The sequence below is a fragment of the Actinomycetota bacterium genome, from assembly GCA_016700055.1.
Taxonomy (GTDB): domain Bacteria; phylum Actinomycetota; class Acidimicrobiia; order Acidimicrobiales; family Ilumatobacteraceae; genus Kalu-18.
Genome location: CP064997.1, coordinates 1924186 through 1948323 on the forward strand (window position 1 = coordinate 1924186; position 24138 = coordinate 1948323).

General features: G+C 66.4%; 23 protein-coding genes and 4 pseudogenes. 12 read left to right on the plus strand and 15 right to left on the minus strand.

Going from position 1 to position 24138, the window contains the following annotated elements:
- Positions 1-24: 24 nt before the first annotated feature.
- From IPM43_09415 to IPM43_09425, 3 genes are all read right to left on the minus strand, one after another.
- Positions 25-978, minus strand: a complete 954-nt coding sequence (locus IPM43_09415; GenBank protein ID QQS23668.1) for a DUF1254 domain-containing protein — start codon at positions 976-978, stop codon at positions 25-27.
- A gap of 341 nt (positions 979-1319) precedes the next feature.
- On the minus strand, positions 1320-1688 hold the full coding sequence (locus IPM43_09420; protein ID QQS23669.1) for a hypothetical protein: 369 nt from the start codon (positions 1686-1688) through the stop codon (positions 1320-1322).
- 257 nt (positions 1689-1945) lie between these two features.
- Positions 1946-2752 carry a hypothetical protein gene (locus IPM43_09425; GenBank protein ID QQS23670.1) on the minus strand — a complete coding sequence of 269 codons (807 nt, stop codon included), beginning with the start codon at positions 2750-2752 and terminating at the stop codon, positions 1946-1948.
- 886 nt (positions 2753-3638) lie between these two features.
- On the opposite strand from IPM43_09425, the pseudogene IPM43_09430 reads away from it, so the two are divergent.
- From IPM43_09430 to IPM43_09440, 3 genes and pseudogenes are all read left to right on the plus strand, one after another.
- Positions 3639-3839, plus strand: a pseudogene (locus IPM43_09430) (type II toxin-antitoxin system Phd/YefM family antitoxin).
- 18 nt (positions 3840-3857) lie between these two features.
- Entirely contained in the window at positions 3858-4130 is a 273-nt protein-coding gene (locus IPM43_09435) for a type II toxin-antitoxin system RelE/ParE family toxin (protein QQS26410.1), read from the plus strand.
- A gap of 160 nt (positions 4131-4290) precedes the next feature.
- Positions 4291-4668, plus strand: coding sequence for a response regulator transcription factor (locus IPM43_09440; protein QQS23671.1), 378 nt, complete (start codon positions 4291-4293; stop codon positions 4666-4668).
- 305 nt (positions 4669-4973) lie between these two features.
- Here IPM43_09440 and IPM43_09445 read toward each other — a convergent pair whose 3' ends face one another.
- Both IPM43_09445 and IPM43_09450 read right to left on the minus strand, forming a co-directional pair.
- Positions 4974-5759, minus strand: coding sequence for a methyltransferase domain-containing protein (locus IPM43_09445; protein QQS23672.1), 786 nt, complete (start codon positions 5757-5759; stop codon positions 4974-4976).
- A gap of 33 nt (positions 5760-5792) precedes the next feature.
- A pseudogene (locus IPM43_09450) lies at positions 5793-6432 on the minus strand (enoyl-CoA hydratase/isomerase family protein).
- A 134-nt stretch (positions 6433-6566) separates the two neighbouring features.
- Here IPM43_09450 and IPM43_09455 point away from each other — a divergent pair.
- Complete coding sequence (locus tag IPM43_09455) at positions 6567-7298, plus strand: RsmD family RNA methyltransferase (GenBank protein ID QQS23673.1); 732 nt, start codon at positions 6567-6569, stop codon at positions 7296-7298.
- An 11-nt stretch (positions 7299-7309) separates the two neighbouring features.
- Complete coding sequence (locus tag IPM43_09460) at positions 7310-7525, plus strand: hypothetical protein (protein QQS23674.1); 216 nt, start codon at positions 7310-7312, stop codon at positions 7523-7525.
- A gap of 73 nt (positions 7526-7598) precedes the next feature.
- Here the strand turns inward: IPM43_09460 and IPM43_09465 are convergent, their stop codons facing one another.
- The 3 genes from IPM43_09465 to IPM43_09475 all read right to left on the minus strand — a co-directional run bounded on the left by IPM43_09465 (position 7599) and on the right by IPM43_09475 (position 9777).
- Positions 7599-8645: a hypothetical protein gene (locus IPM43_09465; GenBank protein QQS23675.1), complete on the minus strand. Its 1047-nt coding sequence runs from the start codon at positions 8643-8645 to the stop codon at positions 7599-7601.
- A 51-nt stretch (positions 8646-8696) separates the two neighbouring features.
- Entirely contained in the window at positions 8697-9002 is a 306-nt protein-coding gene (locus IPM43_09470; GenBank protein QQS23676.1) for a hypothetical protein, read from the minus strand.
- 79 nt (positions 9003-9081) lie between these two features.
- Entirely contained in the window at positions 9082-9777 is a 696-nt protein-coding gene (locus tag IPM43_09475; GenBank protein ID QQS23677.1) for a hypothetical protein, read from the minus strand.
- Between the two features lie 1102 nt (positions 9778-10879).
- Between IPM43_09475 and IPM43_09480 the strand changes: the two genes are divergently transcribed.
- Positions 10880-11473 (plus strand): MFS transporter, encoded by a 594-nt coding sequence (locus tag IPM43_09480; protein ID QQS23678.1) that lies wholly within the window; start codon positions 10880-10882, stop codon positions 11471-11473.
- 922 nt (positions 11474-12395) lie between these two features.
- On the opposite strand, the gene IPM43_09485 is transcribed toward IPM43_09480, so the two are convergent.
- The 4 genes from IPM43_09485 to IPM43_09500 all read right to left on the minus strand — a co-directional run bounded on the left by IPM43_09485 (position 12396) and on the right by IPM43_09500 (position 16090).
- Entirely contained in the window at positions 12396-12872 is a 477-nt protein-coding gene (locus IPM43_09485) for a hypothetical protein (protein ID QQS23679.1), read from the minus strand.
- A gap of 20 nt (positions 12873-12892) precedes the next feature.
- Entirely contained in the window at positions 12893-13648 is a 756-nt protein-coding gene (locus IPM43_09490; protein ID QQS23680.1) for a hypothetical protein, read from the minus strand.
- A 318-nt stretch (positions 13649-13966) separates the two neighbouring features.
- Positions 13967-14218 (minus strand): hypothetical protein, encoded by a 252-nt coding sequence (locus IPM43_09495; protein ID QQS23681.1) that lies wholly within the window; start codon positions 14216-14218, stop codon positions 13967-13969.
- A gap of 1575 nt (positions 14219-15793) precedes the next feature.
- Positions 15794-16090 (minus strand): hypothetical protein, encoded by a 297-nt coding sequence (locus IPM43_09500; protein ID QQS23682.1) that lies wholly within the window; start codon positions 16088-16090, stop codon positions 15794-15796.
- A 174-nt stretch (positions 16091-16264) separates the two neighbouring features.
- On the opposite strand from IPM43_09500, the gene IPM43_09505 reads away from it, so the two are divergent.
- The gene (locus IPM43_09505) at positions 16265-16579 is read left to right on the plus strand and encodes a hypothetical protein (GenBank protein ID QQS23683.1); all 315 of its coding nucleotides are present in this window, start codon (positions 16265-16267) and stop codon (positions 16577-16579) included.
- Complete coding sequence (locus IPM43_09510) at positions 16576-17211, plus strand: hypothetical protein (protein ID QQS23684.1); 636 nt, start codon at positions 16576-16578, stop codon at positions 17209-17211. The genes IPM43_09505 and IPM43_09510 overlap by 4 nt, the downstream gene beginning before the upstream one ends.
- Positions 17212-17277: 66 nt before the next feature.
- Here the strand turns inward: IPM43_09510 and IPM43_09515 are convergent, their stop codons facing one another.
- Positions 17278-18042 carry a hypothetical protein gene (locus IPM43_09515; GenBank protein ID QQS23685.1) on the minus strand — a complete coding sequence of 255 codons (765 nt, stop codon included), beginning with the start codon at positions 18040-18042 and terminating at the stop codon, positions 17278-17280.
- A 410-nt stretch (positions 18043-18452) separates the two neighbouring features.
- Between IPM43_09515 and IPM43_09520 the strand changes: the two genes are divergently transcribed.
- On the plus strand, positions 18453-19022 hold the full coding sequence (locus IPM43_09520) for a hypothetical protein (protein ID QQS23686.1): 570 nt from the start codon (positions 18453-18455) through the stop codon (positions 19020-19022).
- Between the two features lie 74 nt (positions 19023-19096).
- Positions 19097-21385 (plus strand): annotated as a pseudogene (locus tag IPM43_09525) (molybdopterin-dependent oxidoreductase).
- Here the strand turns inward: IPM43_09525 and IPM43_09530 are convergent.
- Positions 21375-21899: a tryptophan-rich sensory protein gene (locus IPM43_09530; protein ID QQS26411.1), complete on the minus strand. Its 525-nt coding sequence runs from the start codon at positions 21897-21899 to the stop codon at positions 21375-21377. The pseudogene IPM43_09525 and the gene IPM43_09530 sit on opposite strands and share 11 nt — an antisense overlap.
- 29 nt (positions 21900-21928) lie before the next feature.
- Positions 21929-22196: pseudogene (locus tag IPM43_09535) on the minus strand (Rho termination factor).
- Positions 22197-22387: 191 nt separating this feature from the next.
- Here IPM43_09535 and IPM43_09540 point away from each other — a divergent pair.
- Positions 22388-23527: an acyl-CoA dehydrogenase family protein gene (locus IPM43_09540; protein ID QQS23687.1), complete on the plus strand. Its 1140-nt coding sequence runs from the start codon at positions 22388-22390 to the stop codon at positions 23525-23527.
- Between the two features lie 260 nt (positions 23528-23787).
- Positions 23788-24057, plus strand: coding sequence for an excisionase family DNA-binding protein (locus IPM43_09545; GenBank protein ID QQS26412.1), 270 nt, complete (start codon positions 23788-23790; stop codon positions 24055-24057).
- Positions 24058-24138 lie beyond the last annotated feature (81 nt).

Genomic DNA, 24138 nt, shown 5'->3' on the forward strand with positions numbered 1-24138 from the left:
GCGTTCTCCGGCCCTTTGCTGCGTTCAGTTGTCGACGAGTTCCAGCTCGGGCATGCGGTAACGGCGCATCTGGTCGACGTCGGGTCGATACGCCCGCAAGAGTCCGTTCCATCCATCTTGCGGGGTGTACAGGTAGTTCACTCCCTCGCTCGCCGCTAGCTCGCGGGCCTGCACACCACCGAAGATGACGTCGAAGCCGCCGTCAGGTCGGCTGACGAAGCCGGGTCGATTCGACGAGACAATCATGTGGTCGTCGGACATGAGGAAGCGGTCGGCGCCGTATACGGTGAGCGATACGAACGCGTGTGCGGGAACCGCGTCGAACGACGCGCGGTAGGTGACGTCGCCCTGCGTCCCGGCCGGCGCGAACGGCGGGTACATGGCAGTGTCGTCGGGGCTGAGCCCGAACTGACCAGCCGCCGCGTACGTCCACCTCTCCCAGTCGGTCACCGCTCTGATGTCGTACTTGACCGTGCCGTACGTGTCGGCAATGCGCTTGTGCTGCGTCAAGAGTGCCTCGCGTACGCGGTGGGTCAGGGCCGGGTCGGCGTGCGCCTCGAAGGGGATCGCGGATGCAGCCACGATTGTCGTATTCGGCTGCAGGGACTCACGGATGAACGCCTCGTCCTCGGCGGTGCCGGTCGTAGCGATCCGCAACCCAGCCAGGACGTAGTCGGTGTCGACGTCGCCCGCGGCGTAGCGGTGCGTTCCGCACGACCACGAGTAGTCCACGAAGGTGTGGTTGAAATCCTGGATGTGGAGCGAGACGAACCGGTCGCCCATCTCCGGCACCTCGATGCTGAAGCCCGCTCGTGTGTCGATGACCGCAACCGAGTACACGGTGTCGTTGTTCACGGAGACGACCCAGTTGTCGCCGAACCGGGTCAGTCCCGGGAAGTGGAAGAACGTGTTGACCCCACCCGCCCGCTGCTGGAACGCCGACATCAGCAGTTCGGCCTCGCCCCGTTGGTACTCCATCGCTGTCATCCCATGAGCGACGGGGTCGACGGCCCATCCCGACGAGTCGATCGAAGCAATGACCTCGTCGGCGGTTCGGCCGTCGCGTGCTCCGATCGCCCGGTCGTGATCCTTCGCCTCATGTGTCACTGTTCGACCTCCACGTCAGTGCGCTCGGCTCGACACCGTCTACGCCGAATTCGTTTCACCGATCTTGACGCATGCCATGGTGAACCTACGCTCCGGCGGTGCTGGACCCGCTCGACGCCGACCAGATCGCGCGGGGCGTACTCGCTCGGTGGTGAAGTCTGAACTTCCTAGGTCAGGCGGGCGGTGGCGCTGCAGCAACGTGGCGTGGCGGGTCAGCTGATGGCGGCGATCAACGCCATCTGGCCGGCGGCCAGTGCCACCATCACGGCAACCAGGCTCAGCACGAAGCTGCGCAGGCCACGGTGGAGCTCGATCCGAACCGCCGCGATCTCTGAGCGCACGTCGGCGATCTCCGCACCCAGCTCGACTCGGAGCTGTGCGGACTGCGCCCGCAGTTCGGAGTGCATCGCGCGGTGGAACGAGTCGAAGTCGCCGCGCAGCAGCGCCAGGTCGCCCTTGGTCGCGACCTCACCCCACCCCTGAGGCGGCAGATACGACATCATCGTGTCGGCCTCCTCGGCGCCCAGCACCGACTCCAGCCGCTGGTAGAGCGACAACCGCGCCCGTTCATCGATCGACATGGTGGCCCCTCCCGATGGGTCCGTCAACGACAGCAGGGGGAAGCACCCCGCACCATACGCAGAGGGTGTCGCACGGCGCCGCGACCCGCCCCCGAGACGTGAACGGGCTGTTCAGGCGATGCTGGTGTTGACCCAGGTGATGAAGCTGGTGGTTGGCGTCGCCGCTGAGCTCGGCGGGTGTGGCCTTGGCCCCAGGTGGTCGCGAAGTCGACGGTCGTGATGCCCAGGTTGGCGAGGCGCGCGCCGGGCGCTCGGTGCTACGGGCCGGAATCCGTGCCGACGACGGACTTGGCGGCCTCGACGTAGTCCGCGCGTGTCGAGTTCAGAGTCTCGATCGCACCGGGGTTCTCCTCAAGCCAACGCCGGACCGCAGCCGTTCGTAATCGTCGACGGAGTCCTTCCAAGTCGACTTCTCGTTGACAACCGAAGTCCGCGACAGCTATCGCAACCGCCTCGGCTGAAGAATAGTCAGGTGCAGCAGATGCAAAGGCCGCGCCAGGGTCGACGAAGTCATAGCCCTGACTTGCCATGCAGATCATCCAGGATGCAAGCCGCTCCCGATACTCGTTAGACGCGAGAATCTCGCTCCGAATCTCGTCTGCGGCGGAGTAGAAGACCTGCTGGGCATCAGCAAAGTCTTGTTGGGACAGGGCCTGTGCGGCGTCTTCAAAGCAATCGCCAGCGTCCTGAAAACGGTCGAGATCTTCGGTTGGCGGGGTGGTCTCGGCGAGCGCGTCGGCCCACAGATAGCCATGCTGCGCGACCGCAGCCTCCGGCGGATAGATGTATTGCCCAAGCGTCAGGTTTCCGCCTTCGGGGTATGTAGCTGGCTCATAGTTGCGGCCGAGTCTGCTCGCGCAGTCAGCTACAAGGAGTTCGCGCGCCTTCCACACCAGCCGGTCGTCGCTCTCCGGTAAAGCAGCCACATCCTCGAGGGCCAGGTCGTCGGAAGCCTCGCCTGCTCTTGCACTCGGCGGCTCCTGTCCCGGGTTCGATGGGGACCTAGTGCCGATTTGATCTCCGTTCGAGTCTGGCGCGCAGGCGTTGGCGAGCAGCACGCTCACCAACGCACACGAGGCCCCGCGCGCAGCTCGAGCACGCAACTTATGGATCACGGGTTCCAATAGCACACCCAGTTGGCGGAATTTGGAATCGTGGCGAGGTTGGTGAAACCGGTGAATGAGGGAGACACCCAAGTCGGCCCGGCGTAGGTGACCGTGATGTGCACCCCGCCGGCGCCGCTAATATTGTCGTACGCGCACGCTGTTCTACCGGATGACGACTGGTGGTTCCGAATTCCATTCGCGTGATTGTAGACGTTCAGGGAAACGCCGAACATGTCGTATCCACCGCCGCCAGAGTTATATGTATAGCGCCGACTCCAGGTACTCGAACCGCCATTCCAATTGTACACGTGGCATACTGCCGTGCCGCCATCTAGACAAGTGTTGTCGAATGGACTTGTACACACATTGCCGGGCGTACAATCGCTGAAACTGCTATGCGAGAACAGAGTCTGCGGACTTCCTGGTGCATTCCCGAATGGGTAGGGGGAGTACGCCGCAAAAACAATGGATGGGGCACCGACAGCTACGGCGGCACACAGTCCAAGAAGGGCTCCTGCCAATCGTCTCATGTCGCTCCTCGCCTTTCTCTCCCAGTCCGTCCTGTCAGAGGCGACCCGGCCCCTTTTGCTGGAGAGGCCGCGTGTCCGCTAGCCCCCCGAGGCAGCGCGAACATCGCCCTCCCTCACTTGATAAGTGTCGGCTAGCCCCGGTCTGTTCCCCTGGGAGTCACCGTCTGCTCTGGCGAACCCGGTGGAGCAGCCCCCGCCCGGGACACTGAGCGTTCGTGCGTCGCACACTGCTCGTACGCCGTCGCAGCGAATGCGGCGATGACCCTCGCCACCGGATGGTGCGTAGCGAGGTCTCCCGTGGCGCAGTTGTAGCCATGACAACCGAGGCGCTGCGAACGGTGAAGGACCGCTTCTCCGAGTATGTCGATCGCGTCGAACGAGAGCACGAACGCGTCGTGGTGACCCGAAACGGACGTCCGACCATCGTGCCGATCAGCACGGAGGACCTCGCGAGTCTCGAGGAGACACTCGCAGTGCTCAGCGACCCCGAAGCGCTCGATGGTCTACGTGCGGGCGCTTCGTCCCCGTGGCCGGTGACTGAGCGCTTCCCGCTCGTTGTTGCCAGTCCCGCCGCCCGAGCCCTCGCCGACGAACTCCTTGAGGCCGTCGCTGTCGCGATCATCGGGTTCATCACCGGGGCCTTGCTCGACGATCCGCGGCGAGTGGGTCGCGAGCTGCGGCGTGAGCTTGCAGGGGTCCGGGCCGTTCGCCGGGGCACCTATCGGGTCCTCTATCGAATCGATGAGGATCGCCACGAAGTGACTGTCGTTCGGATCGATCACCGGAAGGACGTCTACCGGGCTTGACTCGTCTCGCAGCCCATGCGGACGGGGGCAGCGCACCGGCTAGTGGGTCACGTGGGAAGGGTTGCTGGCCTCGTTGGGCTCGTAGGACGGCGGTGTCGTCGGAGCGCCGCCGTGCGTCGTTGCGGACGTCGATGCCCAGCACGATGTCGGGGAGGTCGCTGTGCGGCGCGTCGAGTGGGATCGGCTCCCCGAACACGTCGCGCAGCCACAGGGTGCGTTCGCTGAACCAGTAGCGGAGCATCGTGACGTCGCCGCCACCGGTGAAGCCGTGTTCGGCCCCGGCATCGCCGACCGAGTACTGCGCACCTTCACCGCGCCACCGCCCACCACAGCCGTGCCATTTCCCGAGTTGACCGATCGCGAACGCGAGGTGCTCAACCAACTCGCCGCTGGCAAGTCCAACGGCGAGATCGCCCAAACGTTGCTGCTCAGCCCTCGCACCGTCGCCAACCACGTCTCCAGCATCCTCACCAAGCTGCAGGCCACCGACCGCATCCAAGCGGCACTCCGCGCCCGAGACGCCGGACTCGGAAAATGACGAAGGCCACAGCCCTGCCGCGCTGGCGGCCTCGTGTACCTGTCCTTCACCCCGTGGTGGTCACCGTGGGGCGGGCACGAGATCTCGCCATGGCACTACCTCGGAACGGAGCGAGCCGTGCGCCGCTACGAGGCCAGGGGCAACGTGGTCAAGAACCGGCCCGGCGAGGGCCTGTTCAAGCTGACGATCGCCGAGGTCACCGACTGGATCTCCCGCGACGGCCGCCTGCACGCCCTCTCCCTGGCGCCTCTACTACCCCTCGTGGGCGGCGCCGATCGTGCGAGTGCCCGCCGCGCGCGAGGTGCTCACGTGGAACTTGGAGGCGGTGCTGCGCCGGGCTTGACCGCCTCGACGTAGAGGGTGCCGTTGCGCCGCTCGGGCGAGTCAGGGGCCGGTCGTACGCGCGACTCGCCGAACGCTCGTTCCTCGACGTGCTCGAAGCCGACCTCTTCCAGCACGAGGCGGAAGGTCGACATGTCCCACAGCGATGCGTGGCCGTAGGAGTACACGAGCTCGTTGAGCGCGAACAGCGGTGCGGGGCGACCGGGGCGGATGTCGTCGAGGAAGGTGTCCCGCTCGATGTAGCTCCGGAAGTGCTCACGGAAGTCGGGGACGCCGATCCTGAGCACCCCACCCGGAGCCAGCATGTCGTGGCACTCCCGAAGGAAGTCGAGCGCGTCGCTCAACGGGAGGTGTTCGAGGAAGTGCTCGTGGAAGATCGCGGTGGCGGAGCCCGCCTCCACGGGCAGCGGTCGGCGGAGGTCCCAGACGAGGTCGGCCTGGCCGCCGGCCAGATCGATGTTCACCCATCCTGGGATGCGGCACTCGCCGCAGCCGAGATGGAGGCGCAGCTCACCGTCGGTCGGTCGTAGGGTCCTTCGCTGCGCGAGCATCGCCGTTCTCGTCACCAGCACTCGAGCGCGCTGGAGCATCGCATCGGGCATCGCTCGTACGACGACTCGCCGCCACCCGCGGTAGCTCTGATCGGGCGCCCCGCGCAGGTCGCCCTCCGGAGGGAACCGCCACCGGTTCAGCTGCTCGAGGTAGCCCGCGATCGACGGCACGGGCGATCGGGTGTCGGAGGTGGCCACCCGCCCGAACCTATCGCCGCGCCAACCCCACGCTCAGCGCTCGCGCGTCGCCTGGTGGTCGTCGAAGCGGGCGACGCCGTCGCGGAAGCCGTCCGCGAAGATCGTCTGGCGGCCGAGCTCCTCCTCGATGGCGAGGGCCTCCTCGATCGGGAGGCCGAGGCCGGCGTAGACGCTCTTGCGGTCGTTGACCACGCCGAGCCACGGGAACGACGCGATCTCGCCGGCCAGCGCGACCGCGGTCGCGAGTGCCTCACCGTCGGGCACCACACGGTTCACGAAGCCGATGCGCTCGGCCTCCTCGGCGCCGATCTCGCGACCGGTGAGGATGAGGTCGAGGGCGCGACCGAGCCCGACGATCTGCGGGAGCCGGTACGTGCCGCCGTCGATGAGCGGCACGCCCCAGCGGCGTTCGAGGCAGCCGATGCGCGCGGAGGCGCCGGCCACCCGCAGGTCGCACCACGCGGCCAGCTCCACGCCGCCGGCCACGCACCAGCCTTCGATCGCCGCGATCACGGGCTTGCCGAGCTGGAGGCGGGTGGGTCCGAGAGGGCCGCTGTCGCGCAGGCGGGAGGTCGCGGAGGTTCGCGCCCGCCGAGAACGCCTGCTCGTCGCCGGTGAGCACGGCCACGCGCAGCGACTCGTCGGCGTCGAAGGCCACGAACGTGTCGTGCAGTCGCTCCGCTGTCTCGCTGTCACGGCGTTGCGCACGTGGCCCTGGTCGATGCGCACAACCACCACGCCGTCGGGCAGCTCTGAGCTCATCGGGCGACGGTAGCGAAGTCGCTCCGCTTGGCTACCGTCCGCGTGATGAGGGTGATCTCGGGGTCGGCGCGCGGTCGCAAGCTCGTCGCGCCGGAGCGATCGACCACTCGCCCCACGTCCGACCGTGTGCGGGAGGCCACGTTCAACGCCATCGGCAGCCTCGGCGCCGTGCAGGAGGCCGCGGTGCTCGACCTCTTCGCCGGGAGCGGGGCGATGGGGATCGAGGCCCTCTCGCGCGGTGCCGCGCGCGCCACCTTCGTCGACCACGACCTCGCGGCCCGTCGCGCCATCGAGGCGAACCTGACGTCGTGCGGGCTGACGCACGCCGCCGAGGTGGTCGCGGCGACCGCCGAGCAGTTCCTCGCCGGCGCGGGGCGGCAGCGGCGGGCGGCGTTCAGCCTCGTCGCGGCGGTGGTCGTTGCCGTCGGGATCACCCTCACCGAGGAGCCGGACCCGTTCCTCGGCGGGCTGCGCCTCCACGCGACGGTCATCCCGGTCATCGAAGCTGTGATCGCCGTCAGCATGACGCTGTGGATCACCGATTGTGTCCGTCGCAGGTGGGATCGGGCCTCGACGCTCACGCACGCCGCGGCGAGCGCGTCGTTCGCCGCGTACCTGCTACACGCGCCCATCACCATCGCGCTCTCGGCCGCGCTCAGTGACGTCGGAGTGCCGGCGGAGCTGAAGTTCCTGGCCGTTTTCGCCGCCACAGTGTTCGCGTCGTTCGGGTTGGGATGGCTTCACACCCGCTCGCACGTCGGTGGCCGCATCTTGTGAAGGAGGTCGACATGACGCTTCGTACCGCTCATCAGGAGGTCCGCAAGGCCATCGGCTGGTTCATCGCCGGAGGAGTCGTCCTCGTCGCCATGCTCGGCATGTGGTGGCTCGTCGAGGAGACGAACGAAGAAGGCACCCATGACGCCGAGCTCCTCCCCTTCTTCGCGCTGATTCCCCTGTCGATCGGTGCCTACCACCTGGTCCGATCGCGCTTGCGGCACAGCTGAACCGGAAGGACGTCTACCGGGCTTGACCCCTCTCGCAGCCCATGCGGACAGGGGCAGCGCACCGGCTCGTGGGTCACGTGGGGAGGGGTTGCTGGCCTCGTTGGGCTCGTAGGACGGCGGTGTCGTCGGAGCGCCGCCGTGTGTCGTTGCGGACGTCGATGCCCAGCACGATGTCGGGGACGTCGCTGCGCGGCGCGTCGAGTGGGATCGGCTCCCCGAACACGTCGCGCAGCCACAGGGTGCGTTCGCTGAACCAGTAACGGAGCATCGTGACGTCGCCGCCGGCGAGATCAGACACGTAGCCCTCAGAGGTGAGGAACCCGGCCCACGTCAGGTGCACACCGTCGTAGTCTGCGGCGACTGCCGCCCAGTCCGGTACCAGGCGATGCCGCATCCGGGTTCTGGCCGCGTGCTGGCCGTCGATGGTGAGCAGCACGTCGAGGTCCGAGCGGTGTTGGTTGAGCCCGGGGAGCTCCCACCCGGTGTAGCCGTGTGCAGTGGCCGGGTACGTGGTGACGAGGCACACCCAGTCACCGGGGCGATGGATCTCGAACACCTTGACAGGTCGCTCGATCGGCAGGTGCCAGCGAGTGACAGGGTCGGGCTCGAGCTCCCACGCCGATAGTAAGTCTCGATGGACCTCCGGTGGCGGGTCCGACACCGTCCATATCCCGCCGAACGTGAACTGGCCGGACTCGTAGACGTCGTCGAAGCGACGGAACCGAGGCCGCGTGAAGAACTCTCGGTCGGGTGAGCCGCTGTGCCACCACTGCTGGACGACTGGGTCCAGCGCCGCGTGCGCGATGGCTCCGAACCGCTCGGAGATCTCCTCGGCCACCCCTCGTCGGCCGGCGGCCTCGAGGTAGGCGGCAGCCAGGTTCGCCGGTGACTCCGACATCCACGGACCAGCCCGGAACAGGCCCGCCTCGACCGCTGCGCTGAGCAGCTCGCCCCACGTCGTATCGCCCAACACCGTTGCCGTGTCGGCGAACACCCGGCCACGACGAGGGGGCATCCCCGGCATCCACACGTCGTTCATCCGTCGATCGACGAGCTCGGCCAATACCGACACACCCACCGGTGCCGCCAGCAACGCCTCAACGAACCTGTGGTCCAACACCGCAGCGACCGTACAAGGCCACCGCAACTACCCCGCCGATAACACCGCCGGTCACCGGCACTCAATTGCATCCGTGACCGCCGGCGTGAGCGTCGTCGGTGCCACGGTCCAGCCGCACTCGACCGGGACGGCGGCGTCCAGTGCCTGATCGGATCGAATGTCTTCGCCGCAATGCGTCTCACTCGTGAAGCACGGCTTCTCAGATTCGTCACCCTCCGTTGGACTCTGTGAGGCGATGGCGCAATCGTCCGGGTTGTACTCCTGGCGCGCGATCACCGAGCGCACCGCTCCACCGTGAGCACGGATCAGGTCGTGGAGCGTTTGGCTCGGCTGGTCGCGGTCGTCGTCGGTGCCCACCGGTCCCCGCCTTTGGTGGCGCGAGGTGTCTCAGGCCAGCGGAGCCTGTATGCAGCAATAAGGCCGGCGGCGACAGCTCCTAACCACTCGCCATTGCAATGATTGATCTCTGGCGATCGGCGATCGCTGTCAGGAGTTCCGGGTACGCCTCGAGCAACTCCAGTTGGATCGCGCTCTCGACGGCGCTCGCTCGGTCTTCGAAGGCGACTGCCGCGCGGCACTGGAGATCAGCCTTCGCGACCAGCTCCTCCTCTGGAGAGGGGCGAGGTGATGGCCAATCTCGGTTCATCATGTGAGTCGGGGAGGTTGCGTCGAAACCAGCGGCGGCGAGACAGCTCGACCACTCGGCTAGCAGTGGCGCTAGCCGCTCATCCGACCAGAGTCGGACGAGAGAATCTCGTGACAGCAGATCGGCGCGCGTTTCAAGCTCGACGAAGTCGAAATACTCGTCGGCAGAACCGAAGATCCCCACCACTGCCTGCCCTACGCACCCATCGCCGACTCTGCTGGTGCGAAGTGGACGTCCGCTGAGATCGTTGAACGTCCGTTCCTCGACTGTCGTGCCCTGGAGGGCCTGCTGCAGAACAGCGGCGTCAACGCCGGATGGGACGGGCTCGATGACTGTGTCGCCCTCCTCGCGATCAAACCCATATCCCGTGATTCCGCCGGCTGTAGCACTCGGTGCTCCGTACCGTCGGCGGATCAAGCTCGTGTCGTCTGGGACACTCCGAGAAGATGCGGGCGGCGCTGCGTAGTCGAATCCACGGTCGGTCATGCAAGCTTCGATAGCACGGGCTTGGAGAACTTCCAGCGCTGCATGGAACCTGTAGGACTCAGCCAGAAACGGCAACAGAGGGAGTGTCGGGGCATCTGACTTGGGCAGCGTAGAAGTACTCGACACGATCGACGTCGATGACGACGTGGTGTCGGTGCCACCCTGACGATCTTGCTCGCTGACCTGGCTGCTCGAGGTAGAGCAGCCTGCGATCGAGAACGCTAGCAAGCCGACTGCCAGCGACCTCAGCAACTAGTCACGTCCCAGCGGGCGAAGCTTCGCAGGTTGTTGCTGCTGCTCGGATACAACGTGTCGCCAGTGTAGAGATAGGTTCCAGTTCCTGAGTAACAAGTTCCCGTCCAGACCCTGATCGTGTAGGTCGGGAGATTGTTCGTTACTCGGTACGTGTTGGCTGACGAGCCGCTGAGATTGCCGACGATGTAGTCATCGAGATACTTGTCCTGGTAGAACCCGGAGTAGCTTCGAAGATCGGAATCTCTGGTCGGTGTTCCGTTGCTGTAGGACAAGCTGCCCCCAAGCCAGCGGCAGAAGTTGACGTATCCCGCGTACTGGAGGCCGCCGCAGTTCGTCGTCGATGCGGAACTCCGCGACCACGTGGTCTGGTCGGCCGCCGACGCCGGCACACCGATTGCTAGCAGGCTGGACACGAGAACGGTGGCCAACCCGCAGCGCCGCCACCGACGACGGGATTCTGTTGCGTTCCTATCCATCGCTCCTCCTTTGGATGCTCCTCTAAGCGTTAAGTGTCGAGTCGCCAGCGATTGTGCCTCTGGAGCCGGCGTCCTCACGCGAGATCACGACCACCGTCATCTGCTGGCGTCGATCGACCGGTCGTAGCAGACGCTGTCTCCTCGATCGCGAACACGTGCCTCCTCCGCTGCCCATCGGACCGGCACCTCGGCAGGGCCGACCCGTCGGGGGTCGGTGTCGGCGATGGCTGAAGGCTGGGCAAACCACCCCGCTACCTGGCGACCGCTCCACTACGGTGCGGGCATGCGCCGACGATGGTGACCTGCCCGTGCTCCTCCCGGACGACCGACCCGTTCCGTCGTGTCCGTCGTCCATCTGAGGAGATCTCCCCATGTCCGTTCACTCGGCGCCTCGCGCCGTGCTCACCGCCGGCATTGGCGTGGTCCGATGCGCGCTCGTCGTCCGATTGCTCGACGAGTGGTGGTCGTACCTGCCTGCCGGCACCATCGACGACCAGGTCGGCGACCTCGGCCTGTCGTACGGCCAGTCGGGCTGGCTGCTCGCGCTGTTGACACTCGGCGGGCTGGTCGGCTCGCCCGTGGCTGCCCTTGCCGACCGTGGACACCGCCGGGTGCTCGCCGTTGGCGGCACCTTGACCATCGCGGTCGCGCTGATGGCCTTCGCGGCAGCCGCTCCGTTCCCGGTGCTCGTCGTCGCCGCGCTCGCTCTCGGCGGCGCGAAGCGACGTGATGCTGCGCCCCCTCGAGTCGTCTCTCGCCGAACTGGCCGATGGTCGGCTCGATCGCCTCCTCGGCCGCCAGCACCTGATCACCTGGCTCGGCGACTTCGTGTCGCCCGCACTGCTGGCCCTCGGCGCGGCCACCGTGCTCGGCTGGCGCGGCGTGTTCGCGCTGACCGCCGCAGTGTTCGTCGGGTTCGCTTTCGTGCTCGTCGCGGTGCGCTTCCCGTCGCCGCCGAGCGGTGACGACGAGGACGAGATCGCCGGATCTGTCCGCGCGATCCTGCGCCACCCGGAGCTGTGGTGGCTGACCGGTGCCGAGTTCGTGCTGCTACCGCTCGACGAGACCTTCCTCGGCTTCGCTGTCGCACGATCGGCCGCCGACGGGTCGAGCGCAGCCGCGCAACTCCTCGCCGGTGGTGTGGTGGCCGGCGGCATCGCCGGGTCGCTGGTGATCTCCCGCCGCGGCCTCGACCGCCGTCGGGTGTCGATCGGGTGTGCGCTGGTGGTGATCGGAGCGGTGACGGTGGCGGCTCTGCCGGCGATGCTCGCCCAGATGGTCGGCTTCGCGGCGCTCGGGTACGGCACCGCGGTGGTGTGGGCGAAGGTGCACCACCGCAGCCTGACGCTGATGCCGCACCGGTCGGCCACGGTGCCGACGATGGTGGGACTGCTCAGCACGCCGGCGCTTGTGATCCCGGTGGCGATGGGTGTCGTCGCGGACGAAGCGTCGATCACCGCTGCGCTGGCGGGGGCGGCTGCGCTCTCCGTGCTGCTCGCGGCTGCGGTGTTGCGTCTCGGTGGTGACACCGTCGCGGCCGACGAGCTTGACGAGCTCGACTGATCGACGTGGCAGACCAGAGACCACTATCCGACGCACCTTCCAGCTCGATCCGCGTGCATGGCGGTTCTCCGACGACCAGTCCCGATGATCCAACTGCTGGGCCAGAACGCTCGACGTGCGTCCTCGTGGGGGGTTGGTCGTGCTCGTGGGCGGGGGTGCTTGACGTCACACGACGTGGCCGCCACAGAAGACCAATTTCTTGCTGGCGCCGCCGACCAGGGCCGAGCCTCAGGGATTCATTTGACTACTCGGCCACCAGCCGGGGAGTCAGGTGGTAGACACTGCTCCGGTATCCCAGCCAGCCAGCATCGAGGGGACGAAACGCTAGCGTTTGTGTTGCCGGGGTAAACGGTTCCTCCGCTGGTGGTGTCGTAAAAGCGGGCCGAGCACGGTCCGATCTGGTAGCTCGACGTGACGTTGCTGAATCCGTATGGCGACAGGCTGATCGTCACTCCACGTGCTCAACGCCAAGGTGTTCCCGGTGTAACTGCTGCCGGTGTAGAGGTAGAGGGGCCCTCCCCACCCGACCAAGAGCACCAGTGGCTGAGTGTCCAGCTCTTCAACGCGGTTCATCTCCCCCTTTGTGCGATAGCAACGAGTGCCATCGTCGTCGCTGAGACACGCGTGTGCGTCGCCCCACCCGTCGGCCAGCCGAATCCGGCCGCCTTCGAATGACGCGACGACACTCTCTGGTGCGATAGCGAGATCAGCAGCGGTCGCGGTCGGCGCGAGCGCGATCGTCGCCAGTGCGGCGATCAGGGTCGCAACGATGCTGTGCATCACGGTCCGGGGGTTCTTCATGGGCTGTCTCCTTGTTTGGTTTAGAGTTCGTGAACCGTCACCGTTCGTGCAGCGCTGTCAACGGCTGTCTTACCGCAGACACCTTCCTCGCTGCCCGGTTCGATAACGACCTCCCATCCCTCGATCCCCGTCTCGTCGAGGATGCCACGGGCCTGTGGGACGACCTCACCGACGGGCTGGCAGGCGGCGAGGTTGATCTCTTGTGCCAATCGGTCCTGCAATTCGACGATGGCCTGGTTCACTGGCGTGAGATCTGGGTCGGCGGGCTGCAGACCAAGCTCTTGGCACACCGACTCGGGGCCCGGAAAGACATTGACAGCTCCCCGGGGGTCGACGCAGGAAGCCAGTTCTGGAACGTCGACCGAATGCTCGTGCGACTCAAAGCGACCGGCCGCCCACAGAGCACGGCATCCTTCGATCGGATCCTGGCCCGGCTGGAGAACAATCGCGTTGGCGTCCACTCGTGCTTCGGCCCGACACACAACGCCAGCCTCGGGGGCCGACGGTTGCCCTGACCGAATCAGCGCTGCGGCACCGACCGCACCACCGACGACGACTGCGACCACGCACGCCCCGCCGACAACCCGGCGTCGCTGCCGGCCCGACCGAAGCGGACGGGGCGGGTCACCTGCGATGATTCCCTCGATGATCGCCTCGACGTTGTCAACATCAGCGTCCGAACTCTGCAGCTCGGCGTAGTGCCAAACCTCAGGGTGCCGGCGAATCCAGACCGCAAGGTCCTCGTCGGAGAAGGGTGAATCGGGCAGGTCACTCATCAGGCCCACCCGAGGAACTCACATCATTGCCAAGCGAAGCGACGTACGCCTCACGGAACGCCGCGCGGGCTCGCATCAGACGTTTTCGAGCGGCATTCGCACTCACACCCAACGCGGTGCCGATCGCGGAACCATGCTCGCCGAGCGCGGCCATCGTCAAGACCTGCCGATAGTCGCTTCGCAGACCGAGAGCACCTACACACCCGCTCCGACTGCCGTGTCGTTTCCTCCTCGTTCTCGGCGGCGGTCAGTTCGTCGTCGGGGGCAGCGGCAACAGGGAGCGGCTCCGCGCCAGGCGGTCGTAGAGGCGTCGACGACTCATCGATCGCCGTGTCTGGTTCGAGGTGAGGAGCGCGCTGTGCGCAGCAACCAGCTTCGCGCTTCGCTGTCAGATACGACCTTCAACTGATCGATGTGCTGGTAAGCGAGCCGGAACACGTCCGCGACGATCTCTTCGACCTCCATCGGGTCGCGTTCGAAGCGGCGCACACTTGACCAGACAACACGTCCGTAGGTAGCACCCAGCTCACGCAGCAGGTCGGCATCGTCACGGTCTTCCTTACTCGTCATGGGCCTCCGCCCCGATGGGGCGAAGGGCCACCACCATCTATAGATGTCGCGTGGGCCCGAAGTGTTCCCCGAGGAGTTACTCCCCGCCAGTCAGGCCAGCTAGTCAGGCCGATTCGAGGGGAATCACGTCGGCACGCAGCATCGCCCGATCGTCGCCGCACGCCGTCACCTCGCTGAGGTAGCGTTCGGCGAATGCCGACGCCGTCACCGGATCAGGAAGGGACCCAGGACCGTCGGAACTCTGAGTTGATGGTCGTAGACGTGCACAACGTGCGGTAGGTCGAGCGCACGCACCTCTTCGTGCGCGATTGCCCGATCGACCATGTCGAGCACATGCTGATCCGTCGCGTGTATCTCTGATGCCACACCTGTAAGTGTCGGTGCACGTGAAAGTGTTCCAGCGCTTCTGAAGGCAGACCCGGGGACCCCTCTCAGCACGGCGGACGAACACGTCCGCGAATCTCTGAAGCCAGCCTGAGACGGGGATGACCCGGTGGGCGACATCCCTATCTCACACGGCGTAGCCAGACCCGGCGCCGGGCAGACGAGCGCCAAATCGCTCCCGAAGCAGCTCTCGCCGGAACACTCGCCCGACGTCCGGAACGGGGCGCTCGGGCTCATCGCCGTGCTCGCCACCTGGAGCGGCCAACACGGAGCATAACCAACCAGCCCGGGCTGCTGCTCGCCGGCCCCCGCCATTGGCACCCTCCTAGATACTCGCCCGGATCGATCACCGCTGCGCTGGCGGGGGCGGCTGCGCTCTCGGTGCTGCTCGCGGCTGCGGTGTTGCGTCTCGGTGGTGACACCGTCGCGGCCGACGAGCTCGACGAGCTCGACTGATCGACTGATCGACGTGGCAGCCCAGAGGCCAATATCCGACGCAACCGCTCGCGCCAGGCCGACCCGTCGGAGTAGGGGCCAACGGCCTAGCCTCCGTCGATTCGGGGGCGGTTCGTCCCTTGAAGCAGGGGAGACGATGACGATGGCCAGGCGGATAGCGACGATGGTCGTTCTCATCGGGTTGGTTGCGGCCGCGTGTTCCTCCGACGAGGAGTCGTCGCCCACGTCGACCGCCGCTCCAGAGTCGACCACCGCTCCCGAGTCGACCACGTCGACCACCTCTCCAGAGTCGACCACTTCGACGAGCGCTCCTGCGAAGCGTGTCCAGCCCGATCACGGATTGCTCGGCGAACACACGATGGACGGGCAGGCGCTCCCGTGCACGGCGCAATCCGATGGGGTGCGTGTGCCAGGACGAGACCGGGCTGGAGGGTGTGGACCTTCGACTGAAGAGCTTCGACGGATCGCCTCTGGTCCTGTTCGTCACTCTGCCTCCAGAGCCCGAGGATGGCTCCGACGGCAACTTCCCTCTGGTGGTCCAGAGCCACGGCTGGGGCGCGCCGACGACTGGGCCTGACGACCCCCAGTACGGAGGACCGACGGCCTTGGAATGGGCGAAGGACGGGTACGCCGTACTCCAGCTCACGGGCGTGGCTGGGGCGAATCGTGCGGCAGTCCAGAGTCGAGGGAGGTCGACCCTGCGGCCTGCGAGAAGGGCTACACCCACATCAACGACTACCGGTTCGAGGCCGGGACGTCCAGCACGCAGTGGGGCTGCTGGTCGACGAGGGCATCGCCGATCCCGGAAAGGGTCGGTGTGACCGGCGACTCGCTCGGTGCCGGGGTTTCTCTCCAGCTCGCCACCCTGAACGACCGGGTGATGAACGCCGACGGATCCCTGAGCCCCTGGACGAGCCCCGACGGCACGCCGCTCCACATCGCCGCGGCCGCCCCGTTCGCCGGGTGGAGCGATCTGGTGTCTGCGCTGATGCCGAACGGGCGGATGTCCGATCCGCTCGACGCATCGGCCATGACCGGCCTCTCGCCAGTGGGCGTCCAGAAGGAGTCCATCGCGAACGGGCTCTACACGGTCGGCACGTTGCAGGCGTACTACGCACCGGCAGGCAGCGACCCGGAAGCAGACATCTCCACTGGGTCGAGATCATCAACGCCGGCGAGCCGTACGACAGGCCCGAAATCGAGACGGTGGTCGAGCAGTTCGCCCACTTCCGTTCCCCCTATTACCTCCTTGCCGGTGCATACGGCATGGACCAGCGGTCGCCGTCTCCGCTGTTCATCACCAACGGTCTTACCGACGACGTGTTCCCGGTGGACGAGGCGGTGCGCTACTACGACCTCGCCCGGTCGCTGTACCCGGACCTTCAGATCTCGTTGTTCTTCGCCGACATCGGCCACCCGCGCGCCGAGAACAAGGACGAGGACAGCGAAGCGCTCCCAGTGCGGATCCGCCAGTTCTTCGACCACCATTTCCAGGGCGAAGGGTCTGCTCCACGGGCGTGACGGTGCTCACCCAGCTGTGCCCGAACACCGAACCGTCAGAGGGTCCCTACAAGGCGACCACCTGGGATGCGCTGAGCCCCGGCGAGGTCAGATTCGAGTCCGAGCCCGAGCAGACGGTCCTGTCGAGCGGCGGCAACCCGGCCATCGCCCAAGTGTTCGAACCCGTCTTGGGCGGGTTCGCCTGCTCCACTACGCCCGCAGACGACCAGGGAACCGGGCTCGCCACCTATTCGCTGCCTCCCGCCGCGGGCACGGGCTACACGCTGCTCGGGTCTCCGCTGGTGACCGCCGATCTCGAGGTCACCGGGGAACACGCTTACATCGCCGCGAGGTTGCTCGACGTCGACCCAGCGACGAACACCCAGACGCTGGTGGCACGGGGCCTCTACCGCATCGACCCCGACGATCCCAACGGCACCCAGGCGTTCCAGCTCTATCCGAGTGCATGGCGGTTCTCCGACGGCCACGTCCCGACGCTCCAACTGCTCGGCCAGGACGCTCCCTACTCCCGGCCCTCCAACGGAGAGTTCAGCATCCAGGTCTCGAACCTGCAGCTGCAACTTCCGTCCACGAGGTCCCCGGCGCACCGGGACATCACCGGCGGTCACCGAGCCGTAGCAGCTCGGCATTGAGCGGACCTGCAAGGGCGGTGGTGAGTGAATCGGATCAGTTCTATGGGTAACATGATCCTGCTTATGTCAGTCTGATGACATGATCTCGTTGGCGCGAGTCAGCGCGTCGTCGAGCTCAGATCGAACCGATCGCACCGCATCAGAGTGAGTTTCAATCAATTCAAGTTGAATCTGACTTTCAGTAGCGAAATACACCTCCTTTAGGTTTGTTTCTATACGGCAGTTCGCATCCGCGACTGCAGTCGCAAGTTCGGCGTTTGACACCGGTACACGTAGGATCTCTACATTAGAGGGGTCGACAGGATAGTCAGCCAGAGGTTCCTGCGGAGAGGCGTAGTCGTACCCTGCTCGCTTCATGCACTGGGACCAGCTGCTTTCAGCTGCTCTGACGCCTTCAGAGGCCATTGTTTGTACATAGCTATCCTCGTTCACCTTCAATAACGCGTCCCAGCCCGAGAAGCCATAGCGCCGCTCGGCGTTGCCATAAATCTCTTCCGCAGCGAGCGCTTCGCATCCCGTTCCATCCGGACGTCGAGAGCCATCTGGATAGTCGCGAACCTCGCCATGCAGCGCCGAGAAGTCATCTGACCGCGCGAACGCTGGCATCGGCTCGGTAGCAGCCGCCAGGGGCTTCCAGGTCGACAGGTCTATACCGCGCTCCCGAGCGACTTCGGGCGTCACGTGGGCGTACCGACGATCGAGGTTGAAGAGGCCAGCGTCATCGTAGCGAACGTTGGTTACCTGATCGAAGCCTCTGTCCTTCATGCATTGGGCTCGCAACTTGTTCTCTGCGGCGGCGAGGAGCCGAAGGTCGTCGGTCGCAGCGTCCATGATGGCGGATAGAGGAAGAGACATCACCTTGTCATCAGGAGGAGTAGTCGAGGATGACTGGCCCGTGAACGAAGCTCGAACCGTTGCAGAGCTTCGCTGCCCGACAGGGGATGTGGAGCAAGCAGCGATGCTCAGACTCAGGATCGCAGCGAGGATCCAGAGACGTTGCGCCCGATTCCCTGGTGTCAACGCGAGCACTACGCCCCCCTCGACAGTGGCGACTCACGGTCGCCATTCTTCCTACCTAGAAGGTGTCGCTTCCGAACGAAGTGTTCCTCCGAGGCTTGCCTCGACTTTGGCGGCGGATGGTCTTGCAGGCGCGGAGCCCCCGGCAAGGTCAGCTTCGAGTCGGAGCCTGGGCGGAGGGTCTTGTCGAGTGGCGGCCACCCGGTGATCCGCATACTTGGGCCGTGGGCTGGGAACCGGCGATGATCGAGGAGCTGAGGGCGGAGATCCTCAGCAGAGCCCCACCCGTGGGGCTGCATGTCCGGCTGGTGGCGATCGACGGGCGCGGGGGCGCCGGCAAGTCCACGCTCGCGGCTCAGCTCGGGCCGTCGTTGAGTGCCGAGATCCTCCACACGGACGACTTCGCCTCGCGGGACAACCCCCTGAACTGGTGGCCTCGATTGATTGCGGAGGCGCTGGAGCCGATTCGCGACGGGGCGCGGACCTTGAGCTACCAGCGAGGTAGCTGGGGTCCTGAGCACAGCCCGGAGCCGGTCCTCGGTCAACGCATCACGGAGGTGATGATCCTCGAAGGCGTCAGCTCGTCTCGGCGCGAGTTCCGGCCATACCTCACCTACTCCATCTGGGTAGACACTCCTCGGGATCTGTGCCTGCAGCGTGGCATCGAGCGCGACGGCGCCGACCAGGCCGAAGACTGGGCCAGATGGCAAGCAGACGAAGACGCCTACCTTGCGCGGACGACCCACGCGGCTTCGCCGATCGAGTCGTGCGCGGCTACTAGCGCCGAGTGCTGATCGAGACGATTCCTCCCGGTGCGTGACCCACGCATTGCATCCGTCCGGTTGCGCCGACTACCCTTAGTTCCATCATGGAACTTCTCGACGACGTCTCGGCCGCGTGGCACCCGAGCGCGTGCATCCTGTGCGAGTGCAACTGCGGGATCGAGATCCGCCTCGGCGGCGATGACGGCCGCCGCTTCGAACGGATCCGCGGCGACAAGGCTCACCCGGCGTCGCAGGGCTACACGTGCGAGAAGGCGTTGCGGCTCGACAGCTACCAGAACGGCCGCCATCGCCTGACGTCACCGATGCGGCGACGGGCCGACGGCACGTACGAAGAGGTCGACTGGGACACCGCGATCACCGAGGTCGCCGCCGGCCTCGCCCGCGTGCGCGACACCCACGGTGGAGCGACCATCTCTCCTACGGTGGGGGGGGGCAGGGGCAACCACCTGCGGTGCCTACGGCGCGGCGACACGCGCTGCACTCGGTTCGGTGTACCGGTCAACGCGCCTCGCGCAGGAGAAGACCGGCGAGTTCTGGGTGAACGCCAAGTTGGTCGGCGCCGGAGTGCGGTCTGACATCGAGCATGCCGAGGTCGTCGTGTTCGTTGGGAAGAACCCGTACCAGTCGCACAGCTTCCCTCACGCCCGGACGACGTTGAAGGAGATCGCCCGCGATCCGCAGCGGTCGATGGTGGTGCTCGACCCGCGGCGTACCGAGACCGCCGAGATGGCCGACTTCCACCTCGCCGTCAAGCCCGGCACCGATGCCTGGTGTCTGGCCGCGCTGAACGCGGTGATCGTGCAGGAAGGCCTGCTGAACCGGCCGTGGCTCGCCGAGCACGCCACCGGTCTGGAGCCCGTCGAGGCCGTGTTGATGGAGGTCGACGTCGACGAGTGCGCCGCGGTGTGCGGGCTCGACGTCGAGTTGATCCGAGCCGCGGCCCGCCGGATCGCCACCGCGTCGAGCGTCGCGGTGTTCGAGGACCTTGGCGTGCAGATGGGCCTTAACTCCACCCTGTGCAGCTACCTCGACAAGCTGCTGTGGTCCCTCACCGGCAACTTCGCCAACCCGGGCGGGCAGTACATCTTCAGCAGCCTGATCGCGCTCGCCGGAGGCGGCGGTGGCCGGTCTCCACGGGTTCGAGGGGTGTCGCCGGTGGTCGGTGCCCCGATCATCAGCGGGCTCATCCCGTGCAACGTGATCCCCGAGGAGATCCTCACGGACCACCCAGACCGCTACCGGGCGATGATCGTCGAATCGTCCAACCCGGTGCACTCGCTCGCCGACAGCCCCCGCATGCGCGAGGCCATCGAGGCGCTCGAGTTCGTGGTGGTGATCGACGTCGCGATGACCGAGACGGCGCTGCTCGCCGACTACGTGCTGCCGGCGCCATCCCAGTTCGAGAAGTGGGAGGCGACGTTCTTCAACTTCGAGTTCCCCGACAACTACTTCCACCTGCGCCGCCCCGTGCTCGACGCGTTGCCCGGCACGATGCCGGAGCCAGAGATCCACGCCCGCCTCGTCGAGGCGCTCGGCGCACTCGACGGCGTGGATCTCGAACCGCTCGCTGCCGCGGCCCGCGTCGGGCGAGCCGAGTTCGGTGCCGAGTTCATGGGGTTCATGGCCGAGCACCCTCACCTCGCCGGGCTCAGCTCGGTCATCCTGTACCGCACCCTCGGGCCGAGCTTGCCCGACGGTGCCGCCGCTGCCGCGCTGTTGTGGGGAGCTGCCCAACAGAGCGCAGGACCGAATCGCGAGAGCCTGCACCGGGCGGGGTTCACCGGCGAGGGCTTCGAGCTCGCCGAGGCACTGTTCGACTCGGTGCTCGACAGCCCGAGCGGCACGATCTTCAGCGTCGACGAGTACGACACCAGTTGGAGCCGCGTGCGCACCCCGGGTGGGCTGATCAACCTCCGCATCGACGTGATGCTCGACGCCCTGCGAGGCCTCGCGACCGCCGAGCGACCGGCGAGCGACCCCGACTTCCCGCTCGTGTTGTCTGCCGGCGAGCGGCGGTCGTTCACGGCGAACACGATCATGCGCGATCCAGACTGGCGAAAGCGCGACGGCGACGGCGCCCTGCGCATCTCCGAGGCCGATGCGACATCGCTGGGGCTGGCCGACGGCGACCGGGCCCGTCTCACAACGCGCCGGGGCAGCGTCGAAGTGGTGATCGAGATCAGCCCGATGATGCGCGCCGGTCACATCTCGATCCCCAACGGTTACGGCCTCAGGCGCACCCGTCGGAGACGCCCGTCGGTGTGGCGCCGAACGAACTGACGTCGGGCGATCACCGCGACCCGTTCGTCGGCACCCCGTATCACAAGCACGTGCCGGCGCGGCTGGAACCCGTCGCCGCGCCTACTCGTTGAGCACGGCGATTCCGATTGTGAGGGTCGCGGCGTAGGTGACCCAGGCGAGATAGGGCACGAGCATCCACGCGGCGGTGCGGGACACCGGCGCGAAGCGGGCGATGGTGAGAACGACGGCTGCCAGCAGGATGCAGATCTCGACGACGGCCCAGCCGGGGCGTTGGGCGGCGAAGAAGACCGCGGTCCAGCCGAGGTTGAGGCCAAGCTGGACGAGGTAGGCGATGAGTGCGAGTCGGACCTGTGGCGCCCGAGTGCCGTGGCGGGCGATCAGCCATGCGGCCACCGCCATCGAGACGTACAGGATGGTCCACACGATCCCGAACGCCGGCCCGGGAGGGGTCCAGGGAGGTTTGTCCAGCTCGTCGTACCAAGATCCCGCCGAGGTGTCGGTCCAACCGCGGCCGATCAAGGCGACTGCGGCGACGAGCGCCAACGAGGCCACGAGCAGCGCGGCTTGAAGGCCGCGTCCGGTGCTGACGCGACTGTGCCCGGGCGGGGAAGCGTCGGCGGTGATCGGTGCTGAGGACGACGCCCATCACGGATTCAGTGATTGCGAAGGGCGTCGATCAGCTGGCGCGGACATCTTCGAACGCCCTTCGATGCCGACGTCACGTGCCTTTGCCAGTAGGTCGTCCTTCGTACGATCCTCGTAGTCGCCGCCACGCCCACCGCGGCGGGCGACCTTGGCACGGCCCTCGTTGGCCGAGGCGTTCGAGATGCGAGCCGCCTTCTCCTTGCTCATCCCGTCGTCGCGCAGCGCTTCGTACTGCTCCGGATCCTTGATCGACGGACCGTGACGCTGTCCGGGCATCACGCACCTCCTCGCTACCAGTCGCACTCCCTGTGTTGGCGGAGCTGCGCCTACCCACGTCAGTGGTGCATCAAACGTGACCCGCCTGATGTCCTGGTCCTTGAACGTCGAGGTGCTGCTCACTGTGCGCATAGCGGTGCATCGTGGGATGATCGGTCGAACTCGCCCGGTCTGCAAGAAGGACACTGATGATGCCGCACCGGTCTCGGTGGATGGATGACGATCTCGACGCGCTCTCGGACCTGGCCGCCAGGTTCTTCGAGAAGGAGTGCGCACCCCACGAGGAGCGCTGGGGCGAGCAGCAGCACGTGGATCGCGAGGTGTGGAACAAGGCCGGGGAGGTCGGCTTGTTGTGCCTGAGCATCCCCGAGGGGTACGGCGGTGGCGGCGGCGACTTCCGCCACGAGGCCGTGGCGGCGATCGAGCAGATCCGCGCGCTGGCCCCCAGCTTGGGTAGCCCGGTGCACAGCACGATCGTGGCGCACTACGTCGCCAACTACGCCTCCGAAGAGATGAAGCGGGCGTGGCTGCCGAAGATGGCCTCCGGCGAGGCGATCGGCGCGATCGCCATGACCGAACCGGGCACCGGGTCCGATCTGCAGGGCATCCGCACCACCGCGGTGCGCGACGGCGACGAGTTCGTGATCAACGGGTCGAAGACGTTCATCTCCAACGGCTACCTGTGCGACTTCGTCTTGGTCGTGTGCCGGACCGACCCCGAGGGCGGAGGCCAGGGGTTCTCGATGTTCCTGGTCGAGACGGACCGGGAAGGGTTCGCGCGGGGCAAGAACCTGAAGAAGCTGGGCCAGCACGGCCAGGACACCTGCGAGCTGTTCTACGACGAGGTCCGCGTCCCGGCCGCGAACATCGTCGGCGAGGAGGGGATGGGCTTCGTCTACCTCATCGAGCAACTGCCCCAGGAGCGCCTGATCCTGGCGGTCGCCTCGGTGGCCGCCATGGAGAAGGCCGTCGAGCTGACCCTCGAGTACACGAGGGAGCGCACCGCGTTCGGCAAGCCGATCTACGAGTTCCAGAACACCCGCTTCGAGATCGCCGAGTGCGCCACCCTGACCGAGGTCGGCTGGTCGTTCATCGACGACTGTGTCGAGAAGCAGGTCGCCGGCACCTTCGACGTCAAGGGCGCAGCGATGGCCAAGTGGTGGATGACCGAGCAGCAGACGATCGTGGCCGACCGCTGCCTGCAGCTCTTCGGCGGCTACGGCTACATGGAGGAGTACCCGATCGCTCGGATCTTCATCGACTCGCGGATCCAGAAGATCTACGGCGGCACCAACGAGATCATGAAGGAAGTCATCGCCCGCAGCCTGTGAGCTCGACGACGGCGGTTACGACAACAGCATTGCGTTGTTCGCTGCTTGGGCGCTGTCGCTGTCTGACAGGCAGGCTGCGGCGGGCTTGAACCTCGTTTCATTTATTGTTCTTGTTGCGTAATCTCGGACGTGTGACGAACGCTGTCGAGATCAGGCCCGGCTCGGTCCAGGCACGGGATTTGGAGGTGATCGAACGCGCGCTGGCTCGCGACGGCGGCGAGGGCGCGCGATTGGTCGACTCCGAAGGTGGCACGGTCGAGATGCCCTCAGAGCTGATTGGCGTAATGAAGACGATCGTGGAGTACCTCCGGGCCGGGCATGGCGTCAGCGTCGCGTCGCTGCAGGCCGAGTTGACCACGGTCGAAGCAGCCGAGCTCCTCAGCGTGAGCCGCCCGCACCTGATCAAGCTTCTCGACGGTGGCGCGCTGCCGTTCCGGATGGTGGGAACACATCGGCGCCTGCGGCTCGTAGATGTGCTCGCCTACCGCGACCGCCAAGATGCTGTCTCTCGTGAAGCGCTCAAGAGCTGACCCGCCAAGCCGAAGATCTCGGCCTCTACGACTGAACCTGCGGCGGTGTCTGGTCGAGTCGCGGTCATTGACGCGCGAACG